Origin of the sequence: Mycobacterium heidelbergense (assembly GCF_050205645.1) — a bacterium.
In the GTDB taxonomy this organism is placed as follows: Bacteria; Actinomycetota; Actinomycetes; order Mycobacteriales; family Mycobacteriaceae; genus Mycobacterium; species Mycobacterium heidelbergense_A.
This window is the reverse complement of the sequence record NZ_JBNMQT010000007.1, coordinates 170,526-184,411: the sequence shown is the minus strand read 5'-3', so window position 1 is coordinate 184,411 and position 13,886 is coordinate 170,526. Positions and strand designations below refer to the sequence as shown.

The following is a 13,886-nucleotide window of genomic DNA, read 5'->3' as shown; positions in this document are numbered from 1 at the left end:
CGCGCGGAGTATGTTCGGGGTATGGCTGTGTTAACGGATGAGCAAGTGGACGCCGCACTGCCCGACCTCGACGGCTGGGAGCGTGCCGACGGCGCCCTGCGCCGGTCGATAAAGTTTCCGAGCTTTCTGGCCGGCATCGACGCGGTGCGTCGAGTGGGCGAACACGCGGAAAGCAAGGATCATCACCCGGATATCGATATTCGTTGGCGGACAGTGACTTTCGCTCTGGTGACGCATTCCGAGGGCGGTATCACCAAGAACGACATCGACATGGCGCACGATATCGACGGGATCGTGGCGGACTAACCCGGCGACGACGCGGCCCGCTCGGCGGGTTGCGAAGAAGGCTGCCCGACGGACCGATCGGTGCGGCGGCCGGTGGCGGCGATCCAGATCAGGGTCGCCAGCGCGGCCACGATGTACACCAGCCCCGCCCACGCCAGATACCACGGACGGCCGAGCTGCCAGATGGTCGGCTGCGCGAAGCTCAGCAGCCACGGCACGCCAACGATGGTGAGCGCCAACCAACCCCAGCCCACGATCGATGCGCCGGGCCGTCGGCGCACCGGCCCGTGAATCGCCCAGATCATCAGCGGGACCAACCACACCCAGTGATGGGTCCACGAAATCGGCGAGAGCAGCAGCCCGAACAACTCGACCACCAGCAGCTTGCCGAGCCGATCGGAGGAGTCCAGCGCGCGCCACGCCAGGACGGCCAGGACCGCCGTGACGGCGATGGCGGCCAGCACAAGCGGACCGAAGCCCGCGTCGTGGCCCAGGATCCGCGAAATGCCGCCACGCCAGGACTGATTGAACGAGGTGGCGATGGGTCCGACCCGGCGCGCGTCGCCCAGCAGGTCGGTGAAGTAATAGCGCGCCTGATCGCCGACGACGAGCACGGATATCCCGACGGTGCCAAGGAAGACGACCGCCGACGTCAAGGCCGCGCCAACGCGCCGGACGCCGAGGAGGTAGACACCGGCGATCGCGGGAGTCAGCTTGATTCCCGACGCCAGGCCGACCAACAGTCCCGATAGCCACCACCGGGGGGTGCAGGCGGCCCACAGCACCCCGATCATCAGCAGCACATTGATCTGCCCGTAGTCGAAGGTGCTGCGCAACGGCTCGATCCAGATGCTGACGGCCGTCCACGCCATCGCCACGCGGCGGCTGCTCGCGCCGCCGGCCGTCCCCAACATCCGTTGGCTGATCCGAATCGCGCCGTACAACGCCGCGATCGTCGCGATCTGCCACAGGAAAGCCACGAAGCCGAACGGCAGTAGGTGTAGCGGGTAGAAGACGACGGCCGCGAACGGCGGATAGGTGAACGGCAGCGGGAAGTCCGGCGTCTGATCGGCGTAGGTGTAGCCGTACAGGCTGCCGGGAGGGTCGATAGCCGCCGCGCCGCCGAGGTAGACGTGCAAGTCGACGAAGTTTGCGCCGTGGGGTGCCAGGTATGTCCAGGCGAGTCGCGCGGCGACGCTGACGGCTAGCAGCACCGGCGCGGCCGAGACGAGCAGATTCGCCAGCCGCCGGGTGTTCGATGCCGCCGGGGCGGCCGAGGTGGCGTCTATCCGCCCGACTTTAGCGATCGATGCAGACGCTCGATCACCGCCGTCACACGTATCCATAACGATCGAATAAATGCCACACGTGTCACTTGAGTCACACCAGCATCAACGTACCTTCAGGCCGGGACCTGTCGTCGATAACTCAGGGAGAGTCATGCCAACCATCTGGACTTACATGCGGGCATCCGCCGTTCTGGTCGGTTCGTCCGCCGCGCTACTCACGGGCGGTATCGCCCACGCCGACCCCGTGCCGGTGGACCCGGTACCCAACATTCCGCAGCAGCTGATCGCTTCTGCAGCCAACGCGCCGCAGATTCTGCAAAACCTCGCGACCGCACTCGGGGCGACCCCGCCGGCCACACCGGCGGCTCCCGGTATCACCTTTCCGGGACTGACCCCGGCCGCGGCCGCGCCCGCGGCTTCCTCTCCGGCTGCTATCCCGTCCCTTCCCGGGATCACGGCGCCGGCAGCCACCTCACCCCTAGCCCCCGCGGCCACCTCCGCACTCCCCGGGCTCAACTCGATCCCAGGGTTGGCACCGTCGGCACCGGCGGCGCCCGCCGTTCCGGCGACTCCGACGATTCCGGGTCTGCCGGTTTCGATCCCGGGCGTGCCGGCAACTCCGGCCGTTCCGGCGGCGCCGGCGACTCCGGCGGCGAGGGTGAACATGCCGGCGCTGCCGGGCTTACCGCTGAATGTGCCACCGCAGCTTTCGCTTCCGGGCGACCTGTCGGCGCTGGCCAACGGCGGCGTCCCGGGTGCACCGGCAGCGGCAGCGCCAGCAGCGGCAGCACCGGCAGCGCCGGCAGCGCTTACCCCGCCGTCGCTGCTTTCCGCCCTGCCCTGAGCAGCCCACTAGACAGCTAATCCACTACCCAGGACCGGAGGACACCGTGGCTAGCACTTGGAATCTGTCCAAAGGTTTGGCCGCTGTCGCCACGGCATCGGTTGCCGCGCTCGGGCTCTGCCCGGGCGCGGCGGCCGACCCGGCGGCGCCACAGCCGACCCCGCAACCGAATTCCGCTCAGCAGCTGCCCGGCCTGCCGGCGCTGTCGGAGCTGAGTCCGATCATCCAGCAAGCCGCCGGCAATCCCGCGCAAGCGACGCAACTGCTCATGGCCGCGGCACAGGCATTCACCCACAATCCGACCGCACCGACCGAGTCCAAGAACGTGGCCGCGTCGGTGAACCAATTCCTCCGCGAGCCGGGCGCGCCGGAAGCCGTCACCGCGCCAGACGCCGGACCGGTGCCACACGTGCCACCGGAAGGCGTAGTGCCCGGCGTGCAGGCGCACCTGCCGACGGGCGTCGATCCCGCCCGCGCCGCGGGCCCCGGCGCCACCCCGCCCGCGCCGGTGGCAGCACCGGCATCGCCAGCGCCCGTGGCGGCACCGGCCTCACCGGCGCCCGACGCCGCAGCGGCGCCGGCCCCCGACCCCGCACCGGCAGCGGCTGCTGCGCCTGCCGCGCCCGCGGCGGCTCCCGGTTTCGGCCCTGACGCCCCGCCGACGCAGGACTTCATGTACCCCTCGATCGGCACCAATTGCCTTGCGGACGGCAGCAGTTCGATCGCGACCGCGCTCTCGGTGGCCGGGCCGGCCAAGATTCCGACACCCGGCCCCGCGCCCGGCCAGACCGCCTATGTGTTCACCGCCGTCGGAACCCCCGGGCCCGCCGAGGTGCAGAAGCTGCCGTTGAACGTCACCTGGGTGAACCTGACCACGGGGAAGTCCGGGAGCGTCACCCTCAAGCCGCGCACCGACATCAACCCGGACGGGCCGACCACCTTGACAGCGATAGCCGACACCGGGTCGGGCAGCATCATGTCGACGATCTTCGGGCAGGTCACTACCAAGGAAAAGCAGTGCCAGTTCATGCCCACCATCGGCTCGACGGTGGTGCCCTAGGGCTCTAGGACTTCCAGTCGGGTGAGCGGCCGAGGTGGCTGAGAATGCGGTCGAGGTCGGTTGCGCCGTCAGGCGCAGAGATGGCGGGACCAAACGGAGCGCCGTCCATGGTGCGGAACTCGCCGTCTGGAACGACGAACACGAGCGGTAGCACGGCAGCTACGACATCGTCCGGGAGCACATAAGGCGCGTCGATGCTCCGGGCGACGTCCCAGCCGTGGACCACGTAGTCCACGAAATGGAAGCCGATCGCCATCGCGCCGGGGAAGGTCGCCCCGGGGCCGAACTCGGGCAGCGCGAGGGTCGCGCCGAGCACCCGGTCGGCGGCGAACGCCTCGAGCACCTCGGCAGCGGCAGCCGCGTAGGTACCGCCGGGATCGGCAGCTACGGCGTCGGCCACCCGGTCCGGCGCCCAGATGGCCGGGCTGTCGCCGCAGCCACGCGCGGCCGCCGCGAATCCCTGATGCTGCACCGTCATGTGGGCGAGCAGGTCGAGGAGGTTCCAGCCGGCGCACGGCGTCGGCCGGCGCAGATCGTCGCGCGTGACCTCTGCGACGACGTCGACCGACGCCAGCACGGCGGCTCGGTGAAAAGGTCGGACATCAGGAATAGTATGCATTCGCTTACCGTATGCGTCTGCATATTATCTGTCAACGGCTACGCTGCCCGCATGGCACCGAGGGCAAGGCGTCCCGATCTCGCAGCGATGATGGCGCCGCTGGTCCGCGAAATGATCGCCGCCGAGGTCCCCGTGCTGGAAGCGCACGGATTGTCGATGTGGGGCTACATCGTGCTAAGCGCGCTTGATCGCTCGGCGATACGCAGCCAGGCCACGCTCGCGGAGGCGATCGGCGCCGACAAGACACGCATCATCCCAACACTCGACGACCTGCAGAACCAGGGTTATATCGAGCGCCGTCCCGATCCGGACGATCGGCGTGTGCGACTGCTTGCGCTCACCGAAGCGGGCCGTGCCGCGAAAGATGCGGCGCAGAAAGACATCCAGCTCGGCGAAGAACGCTGGCTGGGGAAGCTATCGGCCGACGATCGCCGCCATTTTCTGCGCGTGCTGCGTCAGCTGTCGGCCGCGGATGGCGGCTAGTACGCCATGAACAAAATGGCGTCGCGGTCGTACTCCAGGCCCGGATGAACGCTGGCAAGGTGGGCCTGGGTCAGTTCGACCAGCTCGTCCTCGTCCTTGCCGACGATGGCTTCGCCGCACGGACACGTCAGGTGTGTCTTCACGTTGCCGCCTTTCCCTTCGCTGCTGCCTTCATCTGCTTCTTGTAGGACCGCACTTTGCCCATTGATTGCGCGTCGACGATGTCGGCGACGGACAGGTGGGCGCCGGCCTTGCCGAACTCCCCGGCCGCGGCCCGCCAGCCCGGCGGCGTCACGCCGTATTGCTTGCCCAGCAGCGCCAGGAAGATCTTGGCCTTCTGCTCGCCGAAGCCGGGCAGCGCCTTGAGCCGCTGCAGCAGCTCCTTCCCGTCGGGCTCACCGGCCTTCCACAACCCGGCCGCGTCGCCGTCGTAGCGATCCACGATGATCTGGGCAAGGGTCTGGATGCGCTTGGCCATCGACCCCGGAAAGCGGTGTATCGCAGGCCTTTCCGCGCACAGCGCGGCGAACTTGTCCGGGTCGTAGGCGGCGATCTGGCCGGCATCCAGGCCGCCCAGTCGGTCCGCGATCTTCTTCGGCCCCGCGAAGGCCGTCTCGAATGGCACCTGTTGATCGAGCAGCATGCCGATCAGCAACGCGAACGGGTTCGACGACAGAAGTCGATCGGCCTCGGGTTCCTGCGCCAAGCAGAGCTTCACAGACACACTCAACCACAAGGCCTGGGGACGGTGAAGGCTCCGTGCAGTGTCGTTGCGACCGCACACGTACGCAGCCACCCGGCGGCAATCTGGCTCACGTTCGTCATTGCATGCCTAGCTTCGCCGGTGCCACAATATTGATTGAACGATCAATCAGGGATCCAGAGTGGCTGCTACATCGACGACGTCACGTCGGGATCGTCTGGTGCGTGCCGCGTTGACGGTGTTCGCCCAGGAAGGGGTGGATGCGGCCAGTATCAAGAAGATCGGTCGAGCCGCCGGGGTGGCCCCTGCGCTGATCTATCACTACTTCGAAAGCAAAGAAGCATTGCTGGCGGCGGTGGTGGAGCGGCACGGCTTCCTTCCGCAGCTGCGGCGAATGCTGACAGTGCCGCCGACAGCGCCCGCGGTCGAGGTGCTGCCGCTGATCGTGCGCCAGATGTATGAGCTGCTCACCGAGCGGGCGGATCTCGTGCGGGTGGTGATGGCGACCTCGCAGACCCACCCGGAGATGCGTAGGCGGATGGATGCGCTCAACAGCGAGGCTCAGACACTGCTGGCGCGCTACCTGCGCGCCCGCATCGAGGCCGGTGAACTCCACGAGCACAACCCGCATTCGGTGGCGCGGATGCTGCTGTCGACCGTAGTGATGTGGCGGCTAACCGACGCGCCAGCTGCCGAACTCGACGACGCGATCACGGCATTGGTAGCCGGACTGACTGCGGCACCCGCCAAACTCGTGGTCACCGAAGCCGAGCCCAAGACCGCAGCGACGACACGAAGAACGGCAAGGAGAAGCACCGTATGACAACACAACCGCTGCCCCGCATCTCGGTCACTCCCATGTTGATCATTGCTGCCACCGTGGTCGCCGGGCTGTTCGGTTCACTCCTGGATCGGGCCGTCGTCGCCACTCCCGCGTGGCGCGACCTGGGCGTGCAGGCATGGGCCAACTACAGTCGCCACGCAGATCTGCACAACGGCCTTATCGTCTACTCGATCGGCGGGATCTCATGCTGGGCACTGGTTTTTGCCGCGGCGTTGGCCTATCGCCTCGATCGATCCGCCCCCCGGCAAGCCGGACTGCCGATTTATCTCGCGGCGCTGAGTGCGATCGGCGCCATCGCCACCACCATCATCGCGGCGCCGGTGATGATGCACGTGGGCCAGCTCAGCGACACCGACACCGCCGCTTTGCACGACGCGTTCCAAACCTTCACCCTCTGGGGCGTTTACGTGCGCGGCATCTGTTTCGCGGCGATCTTTGTGTGCCTGGTTTGGGCGGTGGTCGCCTACTTCCGATACCAGCCGGCAACCACCCCAACGCGGCCCCAATGAGTGAATCGCTGACCGTCAGAGGCTGACCCGGAGGATTTCGATGATGACACTTCTGCGTTGGCGGACCGAAGAACGACCGGCACCGGCTTGCCTCCCTAGCGGCCGGCGGGCTGGAACAACTCGACCGGGTTACCTGCCGGGTCTAGCAACAGGATTTGTTGCCCACCAGGGCCTTTGACGATGTCGTTGCGAAAAGTGACCCCGGCGGCGCGGAGCCGCGCAACCTCTGCAGTGATGTCATCGACGATCAGATGAATGCGATTCCAGCCACCCGGCACCGGTGTGGCGCCGTCGGGCATCGGACGCGCTCCGGAACTGGTGGGTCCGGACAGCAACAACCGCAACGGTCCCCGCGTGACTTCGGCGAAAGCCGGTGCGGCGTTATGGCCCAAGGCGAATCCGAGATGGCTGGTGTAGAAATCGGTCGCTCGCGCGACGTCGTCGACGAGATAACGCACGCTGGCCATTTCGGTGGACGCGATCGCCATGATTCATTCCTCCTCAGGGGCCGAGTGCTGGCCAGAGCGGGCTACCTTCGGCTCTAGCCGCTCTTGCGGCGGAATTCCCGGCGGCTCTCGGCCGGACCGTGCGCCCGCGGCTGCTTATCGCCGCCGTCCTTGTGGTCGGATCCGCCCGACGACTTCGCCTTCTTGCGGTCGAGCGCTTCGCGGAACCTGCGCTTGGTCTCGTCCTCTTGCTGAGAGTTCGATTCGGCCATGACCGCAGCTTAGCCCCCCGCGCCTGGCTCGTCGTTTTATCGCTTGCCCGGCGGCATGCCGTACACGTGCGAGACCCGCAGCGTGAGCAACACCCGCCGATCGGTGACCATCGCCTCGCGGAACTCGTCCCAGTCCGGATGTTCTCCGGCGATGTTGCGATACAAAGCAATCAGCGCCTCGACGGTGTCGTCGTCGGGCGCGGCCGCCGGGGGTGTCAGTTCCGCCGTGCCCTCGGCAACGGCGTACGACCATCCGTCGTCGGCGTCGACCAACAGCGACGCGCGCGGGTCGCGGCGCAGGTTGCGGGTCTTGGCGCGCGGCTCGGTGATGGATACATGCACGGCTAGCTCGCGGGGATCGAAGTGATAGCTCACGTTCGACAGCTGTGGGCGCCCGTCACGCTTGATGGTGGCCAATACCCCGAGGGAGTTCCCACTGATCACGGCCAACAATTTGTCGTCGAAGACTTGGCGTCCCATGTCGAAAGCCTACGTCGTGGTGAAATCGCACTATGACCAAGTACGCGGCCTTCCTGCGGGGTGTGAACGTCGGCGGTGTCAACCTCAAGATGGCCGAAGTCGCGGCCGCCTTGACCGACGCGGGATTCGACAACGTGCGCACCATCCTGGCCAGCGGCAATGTGCTGCTGGAGTCTTCGGCCAAGGTCGCCGCGGTGCGCAAGAAAGCCGAATCCGCCCTCCGCGAGGGGTTCGGCTACGACGCCTGGGTGCTGACCTACGACATCGAGACGGTGCGCGGCATCGTCGACGCCTATCCCTTCAAGCGCGAAGTGGAGGGCTATCAGTCCTATGTCACGTTCGTCGCCGACGCGGCGGTGCTCGGCGAACTCGCCGCGCTGAGCGGCAAAGCCGGGTCCGACGAGAAGATCAGCCGCGGCGATGGCGTCGTCTATTGGCAGGTGCCCAAGGGCAGCACCCTGGACAGCACCATCGGCAAGACGATGGGTAAGCCGCGCTACAAATCGTCGACGACCACCCGCAACCTGCGCACGCTGGAGAAGGTCTTGCGATGACCGGCCCAATGGCCCAGTGCGCCAAGAGGTTTCCGGCGATCGGCTAGCCGGAGTCCTGATCGTCGGGCACGTCCTCGATGTAGCGCAACGCGTCGGCCTTGTCCAGGCCCAGTCCCCGGGCCACTCGGACGTATTCCCGGGCCGCGGCCGCCATCGCCGCGTCGGTCGGGTCGTAGCGAGCGACGAAAGTGCCGAAGCGGCCCCGGGTTTCGACGATGGCCGCGGTTTCCAGTTCCCGGTAGGCGCGGGCCACGGTATTGACGGCCACGCCGAGTTGGCCGGCCAGCTCACGCACGGTCGGCAGCCGGGTGCCGGGCGGCAACGCGCCGTCGCGGACTCCGTCGATGACCTGCGTCCTGAGCTGCTCGAACAACGGCCTGCGCGCCTTCAGGTCGACCTTCAACCAGTCCGCCAGCTCCACGTATCCAGTATCACCCAGGCACCGCTATCTTGGGGGGATGCGAGTGACGGTGCTCAGCGGCGCGGGTATCTCCGCGGAGAGCGGCGTGCCGACATTCCGCGACGACAAGAACGGGTTGTGGGCCCGCTTCGATCCTTACGAGTTGTCCAGCACGCAAGGGTGGCGCAACAACCCCGAACGGGTCTGGGGATGGTATCTGTGGCGCCACTACCTGGTGGCCAACGTCGAACCCAACGCGGGGCACCGTGCCATTGCCGACTGGCAGGACCATGTCGAGGTCAGCGTCGTCACGCAGAACGTCGACGACTTGCACGAGCGCGCCGGTAGCGCCACCGTGCATCATCTGCACGGGAGCCTTTTCGAATTCCGTTGTGCGCGTTGCGATATGCCGTATACGGAGGCATTGCCCGAGATGCCGGAACCGGCGCTGGAGATCCAGCCGCCGGTCTGCGGTTGCGGCGGCCTGATTCGGCCCGACATCGTGTGGTTCGGTGAGCCGTTGCCCGACGAGCCGTGGCAGCGGGCGCTCGAGGCGACCGAGGCCGCCGACGTGATGGTGGTGGTGGGGACCTCGGCGATCGTCTACCCGGCGGCCGGCCTGCCGGAACTGGCGCTGGCCCGCGGCACGGCCGTGATCGAAGTCAACCCCGAACCCACGCCGCTCAGCGGCGCCGCCACCCTCAGCCTGCGCGAGACCGCGAGCCAGGCATTGCCGGAGCTGCTGCAGCGACTGCCCGCCCTGCTGGGCTAACGGCGCAGAACGCTAGGCGCGGCGCGCCCGGCCCAATAACAACTCCGACACCGGAAGTGGCGCCCACACCGGCAGCGTCCACTCCCGCCGAGAATTCTGCACCTTGAACCCGGCGTCGATGATCGCGCGCTCGGTGTCGCGATGGGTGTGGCAGTTCCCAAACAGCCTGGGCCACAGGGTCGCATCGGCAAGACGCTGCAACCGGCCCCGCCCACCGGCGCTGGCCACATGCTCGAGATAGCGCAGCTCGCCTCCCGGCCGCAGCAACGAATGCAGCCGCCCCAGCACCATCGCGGGGTCCTCCACCGAACACAGCACCAGCGAGCACACGACCGCATCGAAGGGCGTCGCGCCGCCGAACGCCTCGATGGTCTCGCCGGTCACGACGACCGGGACGGCCGCGGCGGCGGCCGCCTTGCGGGCCCGCGCGGCCAGCCGCGGCTCGGGCTCGACGGCCACCACTTCGTCGACGGAATCCGGGTAGAGCGCGAAGTTCGTCCCGATGCCCGCACCGATTTCCAACACCCGGCCGGACAACCCGGCCAGGTTCTCCCGGCGCAGGGACCGCACCGCCTCGACCTCGCGGGCGGCCACCAGGGGCCAGATCCGGGCGAAGAACGGATTGTCGACGGTGGATGCCGGCGCCGTAGCCGTCATGTTCGCAGTCCCTCCCTAACCGACGTTGGTCACCGACTCCGTGACCTCGTGACCATTGTGCTGTGCCGCGACCCCGACGGGTTCGAGTTGGACATCTTTCGTCGTCCCCTCGCTGATGCCGAACCGCTCGTGCAGCCGCACCAAGGGCTTAGGCGCCCACCAATTCCACCGACCCATCACATGCATGAACGCCGGAACCAGCACCATCCGCACCAGGGTCGCGTCCGCGAAGACCGCCAGGGTCAGGCCCAGGCCGAACATCCGCATGAACGACACGTGCGCGGCGATCAGCGCGGCGAACGACATCGACATCACCAGCGCGGCCGCGGTGATCACGCGCCCGGTGCGGGCCACGCCGTGCGCCACCGCCTCGTCGTTGGCTGCGTGCGCCAGCTTGGCGATTGGCTTCGCCGGCCGGTACAGCAGCCAGTACTCGCGGATCCGGGAGATCAGGAACACCTCGTAGTCCATCGACAGGCCGAATGCGATGCAGAACAACAGCACCGGCATGTTTGCGACGAGCGTGCCGCTCGGGGTTGTTCCGAGCGCGCCGAGGTGGCCGTCCTGGAAGATCCACACCAGCGCGCCGAATGCCGCCGTCAACGACAACACGTTGCACATCAAGGCCTTCACCGGCATCACCACGCTGCCGGTGAGCAGGAACAGCAACACGAAGGTCACGGCGGCCATCAGGCCCAGCACCAGCGGAAGCCGATCCGTCACCGCGTCGACGCTGTCGCGGTTGACTTGCGCGACGCCCGCCAGCTCGACGGGTCGGCCGGCTGGACCGGGCACGGCTCGCAGGTTCTTCAACTGCGCGTCCGAGGCCGCCGAAAACAGCGGCGCCGCGCTGCTCACCGTCAGGAAGGCGCTGCCGTCGGCCATGCCGGTGGCCGCCGCCGGCGGGCCCACCCGGTTTCCGTTCACGAACGTCCCACCCGGCGCCGATACCTCCGACACCTCGGAAACCCGGGACAAGTCCGCGGCGTACCGGTCCAGGTCGGCCGGGCTCGCGCCGGCGGCGTCGGGAATGACGACGGGCACCGACGTCGAAAAGTCGTGCGCGAAATTGGTGCGCAACTCGTCACCGACCTGATGCGCGGACGCCGAACGCGGCAGCACCCGGTCGTCCGGGAACCCCCACTTCACCGAAATGAACGGAAGCCCCAGCACCAGCAGCAGGGCGCCGACGGCCAGGCCGAGGGGCAGCCAGCGGCGCATCACGAACTTGCTCGACCGATACCAGAACAGCTGCCTGACCGGTTTGTGCACCGGATCCGGGCGCCTCATCTTTTTAGGCAGCGCGCGACGCACCAGCTTGCGGGCGTCCAACGAGTCCAGTCGCGGGCCCAGCAGCACGATGGCGGCCGGGGTGATCACGACGGACGCGGCCGCGACGAAGCCCACGGTCGCCACCCCCGCGTAGGCGAACGATTTCAGGAAGTACATCGGGAAGAGGGCCGTCGCCGACAGCGACAGGGCGACGGTGACCGCGGAGAACAGCACCGTGCGGCCCGACGTGACCATGGTCCGGATGAGTGCCTGGTCTCGGTCACCGCCCTCGGCCAGCTCGTCGCGATAGCGGCTCACGATCAGCAGTGTGTAGTCGATCGCCAACGCCAGGCCCAACGCGGTGCTCAGGTTGAGCGCGAAAACCGACACCTGTGTGCCGAGCGCGATCAGCCGCAGCACCGACATCGAGCCGACAACGGCCAGCGCGCCGAGGGTCATCGGCAGCGCCGCCGCGAGCAGACCGCCGAACACCCAGATCAGCACGAGGAAACTCAGCGGGATCGCGATCGCCTCCATGACGACCAAGTCGTCCTGGTTCTGTTTGTTGATCTGGGCGTACTGCATCGCCGAGCCACCCGCGCGGACGCTGACGCCGTCGCGGTCGTGGACGAATTCGTCGGACAGGGTCTGGGCGTTCTGCTGCGCGTTGGTTTCGCCGCCCTTGAGATTGATCACGATCAAGCCCGATTTGCCGTCCTGGCTGACCAGATCGCCCCCTGCGGCAGTTCCCGTCCAGGGCGAGGAGACGTTGTACACCAACGGCGACCGCTGCAACTTGTCGACGAGTTCGGCGCCCACCCTGTGGGCCGCTTCGCTGTCGGCACCCGCGGGCGTCGTGAGGAGGATCAGCATTTGCTGACCGCTCTGCCCGAACTTGTCGGTCAACACGGCGATGGCGTGGGCCGACTCCGAGTCGGGATCCTGGAAACCGCCGGGCGCCAGGCTCTTGGCGACGGGAACGCCGAAGATCGCGGCGGCTATAAAGACCAGAATGCCAATTCCGACTATGCGGCGCGGTGCCGCGATGGCCAGCCGAGCGGTCGCCTGCAGCATGATCGTCCTTCCGCCGGGCAGGGCAACGCTCGCCCGCACCCAGAGCCGCGGCAACCATCCGGCAGGGTTACCGGTGTCAAACGACACCTTCTGTAGGCACGCATACGCCCGCCCACATGGTTCAACGCAGTGCAAAACCTGCGCGATACTAAGAGTCTAGAAAGAAAACTGGGCCGCAGGTAAGCCCCCTGCCTGGCCCAATCCGTCGCCCGACGTCGGGCGAACCTACCGGCGAGTAAATTGCCACCATTTTCCGAATCGTGACTCAAAGATTCCTTAATGGTGGCCCATACGCTCATCCTCATGTGGATCGACGACTCGAGTGCCGACGTCATCAAGGCTGACTTCGAGGCCCTTTACCACGGCGACATGCTGGTGGAAGGTGAGACCTCCGAGCAGTTCGAAGACTCGCACCCGCTGCCTACGGCAAGCTGACCGCCATGAGCGTGCTCGCGCGGCTACTGATGGCCGAACCCGCCATTACTCGATGGTTCCGTCGATAACTTCGTTCTTGATTCCCAGACAGCCCTCCGCATGCGGGGGGCTTTCTTTTTGCCCGTGAACCTCAGCGGGGCGCCATGCGGATGGCGCCGTCGAGGCGGATTACCTCGCCGTTGAGCATCGGATTTTCGATGATGTGGAGGGCCAAGGCACCGTACTCGTCGGGATCGCCCAGCCGGGCCGGGTGCGGCACCTGCTTGCCCAACGACTTCTGCGCCTCCTCGGGCAGCGAACCCAGCAGCGGCGTCTTGAACAATCCCGGCGCGATGGTCACCACACGGATGAGCTCGCGCGACAGGTCGCGCGCGATCGGCAGCGTCATGCCGACCACGCCGCCCTTGGAAGCCGAGTAGGCGGCCTGCCCGATCTGGCCCTCGAACGCGGCAACCGAGGCGGTGTTGATGATGACGCCGCGCTCTTCTCCGATTGGTTCGGTCTTGGCGATGCGCTCGGCGGCCAGCCGCAGCACGTTGAACGTGCCGATCAGGTTGACCCCGATCACCTTCTTGAACCCGTCCAGCGGGAACGGGCCGTCTTTCGACAGCGTCTTGATGGCGTTGCCGATGCCCGCGCAGTTGACATTGATGCGCAGCGGCCCCAGCGACTCGGCGGTGTCGAGCGCGCCGCTGACGGCCGTCTCGTCGGTGACGTCGGCCTCGACGAACCGCGCCCGATCGCCGAGCTCGCTAACCGCGTCTTCGCCGCGCAGGTCCAGCACCACCACCTGTGCGCCGGCGTCGAGCAGCCGCTTGGTGGTGGCCAGGCCCAGACCCGACGCTCCCCCGGTGACGACGGCTACGGCATCCTTGATCTCCATCCGAG

Annotated in this window: 20 protein-coding genes; 9 read left to right on the top strand and 11 right to left on the bottom strand. The window is 67.2% G+C overall.

Annotated elements, in window-relative coordinates; all coding sequences use genetic code 11:
• The first annotated feature begins 21 nt into the window (after positions 1-21).
• On the top strand, positions 22-306 hold the full coding sequence (locus ACQI5H_RS10365) for a 4a-hydroxytetrahydrobiopterin dehydratase (RefSeq protein ID WP_427079289.1): 285 nt from the start codon (positions 22-24) through the stop codon (positions 304-306).
• Here the strand turns inward: ACQI5H_RS10365 and ACQI5H_RS10360 are convergent.
• On the bottom strand, positions 303-1,631 hold the full coding sequence (locus ACQI5H_RS10360) for a mannosyltransferase (protein WP_427079288.1): 1,329 nt from the start codon (positions 1,629-1,631) through the stop codon (positions 303-305). The genes ACQI5H_RS10365 and ACQI5H_RS10360 overlap by 4 nt on opposite strands.
• 94 nt (positions 1,632-1,725) lie before the next feature.
• Between ACQI5H_RS10360 and ACQI5H_RS10355 the strand changes: the two genes are divergently transcribed.
• Both ACQI5H_RS10355 and ACQI5H_RS10350 read left to right on the top strand, forming a co-directional pair.
• Positions 1,726-2,418, top strand: a complete 693-nt coding sequence (locus tag ACQI5H_RS10355) for a hypothetical protein (RefSeq protein WP_427079287.1) — start codon at positions 1,726-1,728, stop codon at positions 2,416-2,418.
• Between the two features lie 19 nt (positions 2,419-2,437).
• Positions 2,438-3,478: a hypothetical protein gene (locus tag ACQI5H_RS10350; RefSeq protein WP_427079360.1), complete on the top strand. Its 1,041-nt coding sequence runs from the start codon at positions 2,438-2,440 to the stop codon at positions 3,476-3,478.
• A 4-nt stretch (positions 3,479-3,482) separates the two neighbouring features.
• Here the strand turns inward: ACQI5H_RS10350 and ACQI5H_RS10345 are convergent, their stop codons facing one another.
• Positions 3,483-4,097: a TIGR03086 family metal-binding protein gene (locus tag ACQI5H_RS10345; RefSeq protein WP_427079286.1), complete on the bottom strand. Its 615-nt coding sequence runs from the start codon at positions 4,095-4,097 to the stop codon at positions 3,483-3,485.
• A gap of 51 nt (positions 4,098-4,148) precedes the next feature.
• Between ACQI5H_RS10345 and ACQI5H_RS10340 the strand changes: the two genes are divergently transcribed.
• Positions 4,149-4,580: a MarR family winged helix-turn-helix transcriptional regulator gene (locus ACQI5H_RS10340; protein WP_427079359.1), complete on the top strand. Its 432-nt coding sequence runs from the start codon at positions 4,149-4,151 to the stop codon at positions 4,578-4,580.
• Here ACQI5H_RS10340 and ACQI5H_RS10335 read toward each other — a convergent pair.
• Positions 4,577-4,723 carry a hypothetical protein gene (locus ACQI5H_RS10335; RefSeq protein WP_007169078.1) on the bottom strand — a complete coding sequence of 49 codons (147 nt, stop codon included), beginning with the start codon at positions 4,721-4,723 and terminating at the stop codon, positions 4,577-4,579. The two genes, ACQI5H_RS10340 and ACQI5H_RS10335, sit on opposite strands and share 4 nt — an antisense overlap.
• Positions 4,720-5,298, bottom strand: coding sequence for an HhH-GPD-type base excision DNA repair protein (locus ACQI5H_RS10330; RefSeq protein ID WP_427079285.1), 579 nt, complete (start codon positions 5,296-5,298; stop codon positions 4,720-4,722). The genes ACQI5H_RS10335 and ACQI5H_RS10330 overlap by 4 nt, the downstream gene beginning before the upstream one ends.
• 166 nt (positions 5,299-5,464) lie before the next feature.
• Here ACQI5H_RS10330 and ACQI5H_RS10325 point away from each other — a divergent pair, with 166 nt between their 5' ends.
• Both ACQI5H_RS10325 and ACQI5H_RS10320 read left to right on the top strand, forming a co-directional pair.
• A complete protein-coding gene (locus tag ACQI5H_RS10325) occupies positions 5,465-6,106 on the top strand; it encodes a TetR/AcrR family transcriptional regulator (protein WP_427079284.1) in 642 nt (213 codons plus the stop codon).
• Positions 6,103-6,636, top strand: coding sequence for a hypothetical protein (locus ACQI5H_RS10320; protein WP_427079283.1), 534 nt, complete (start codon positions 6,103-6,105; stop codon positions 6,634-6,636). The genes ACQI5H_RS10325 and ACQI5H_RS10320 overlap by 4 nt, the downstream gene beginning before the upstream one ends.
• Positions 6,637-6,731: 95 nt before the next feature.
• Here ACQI5H_RS10320 and ACQI5H_RS10315 read toward each other — a convergent pair whose 3' ends face one another.
• Genes ACQI5H_RS10315 through ACQI5H_RS10305 form a run of 3 tightly spaced genes read right to left on the bottom strand, consistent with a single transcriptional unit; the run spans position 6,732 to position 7,834 of the window.
• Positions 6,732-7,124, bottom strand: coding sequence for a VOC family protein (locus tag ACQI5H_RS10315; RefSeq protein WP_427079282.1), 393 nt, complete (start codon positions 7,122-7,124; stop codon positions 6,732-6,734).
• Between the two features lie 53 nt (positions 7,125-7,177).
• Positions 7,178-7,354, bottom strand: a complete 177-nt coding sequence (locus ACQI5H_RS10310; RefSeq protein WP_139329411.1) for a DUF5302 domain-containing protein — start codon at positions 7,352-7,354, stop codon at positions 7,178-7,180.
• Positions 7,355-7,390: 36 nt separating this feature from the next.
• Entirely contained in the window at positions 7,391-7,834 is a 444-nt protein-coding gene (locus ACQI5H_RS10305) for a PPOX class F420-dependent oxidoreductase (RefSeq protein WP_427079281.1), read from the bottom strand.
• 32 nt (positions 7,835-7,866) lie between these two features.
• On the opposite strand from ACQI5H_RS10305, the gene ACQI5H_RS10300 reads away from it, so the two are divergent.
• Positions 7,867-8,388, top strand: a complete 522-nt coding sequence (locus tag ACQI5H_RS10300) for a DUF1697 domain-containing protein (RefSeq protein ID WP_427079280.1) — start codon at positions 7,867-7,869, stop codon at positions 8,386-8,388.
• 43 nt (positions 8,389-8,431) lie between these two features.
• Here ACQI5H_RS10300 and ACQI5H_RS10295 read toward each other — a convergent pair whose 3' ends face one another.
• Complete coding sequence (locus ACQI5H_RS10295; protein ID WP_427079279.1) at positions 8,432-8,809, bottom strand: GntR family transcriptional regulator; 378 nt, start codon at positions 8,807-8,809, stop codon at positions 8,432-8,434.
• 37 nt (positions 8,810-8,846) lie between these two features.
• On the opposite strand from ACQI5H_RS10295, the gene ACQI5H_RS10290 reads away from it, so the two are divergent.
• Positions 8,847-9,560 carry an NAD-dependent deacylase gene (locus ACQI5H_RS10290; protein WP_427079278.1) on the top strand — a complete coding sequence of 238 codons (714 nt, stop codon included), beginning with the start codon at positions 8,847-8,849 and terminating at the stop codon, positions 9,558-9,560.
• Between the two features lie 12 nt (positions 9,561-9,572).
• On the opposite strand, the gene ACQI5H_RS10285 is transcribed toward ACQI5H_RS10290, so the two are convergent.
• Both ACQI5H_RS10285 and ACQI5H_RS10280 read right to left on the bottom strand, forming a co-directional pair.
• Positions 9,573-10,217, bottom strand: coding sequence for a class I SAM-dependent methyltransferase (locus ACQI5H_RS10285; protein ID WP_427079277.1), 645 nt, complete (start codon positions 10,215-10,217; stop codon positions 9,573-9,575).
• A 15-nt stretch (positions 10,218-10,232) separates the two neighbouring features.
• Positions 10,233-12,563: an MMPL family transporter gene (locus ACQI5H_RS10280; RefSeq protein ID WP_427079276.1), complete on the bottom strand. Its 2,331-nt coding sequence runs from the start codon at positions 12,561-12,563 to the stop codon at positions 10,233-10,235.
• Positions 12,564-12,866: 303 nt separating this feature from the next.
• On the opposite strand from ACQI5H_RS10280, the gene ACQI5H_RS10275 reads away from it, so the two are divergent.
• Complete coding sequence (locus ACQI5H_RS10275; RefSeq protein ID WP_139329413.1) at positions 12,867-12,998, top strand: hypothetical protein; 132 nt, start codon at positions 12,867-12,869, stop codon at positions 12,996-12,998.
• Between the two features lie 130 nt (positions 12,999-13,128).
• On the opposite strand, the gene ACQI5H_RS10270 is transcribed toward ACQI5H_RS10275, so the two are convergent.
• Positions 13,129-13,881, bottom strand: coding sequence for a 3-hydroxyacyl-CoA dehydrogenase (locus ACQI5H_RS10270; RefSeq protein WP_427079275.1), 753 nt, complete (start codon positions 13,879-13,881; stop codon positions 13,129-13,131).
• Between the last annotated feature and the right edge of the window lie 5 nt (positions 13,882-13,886).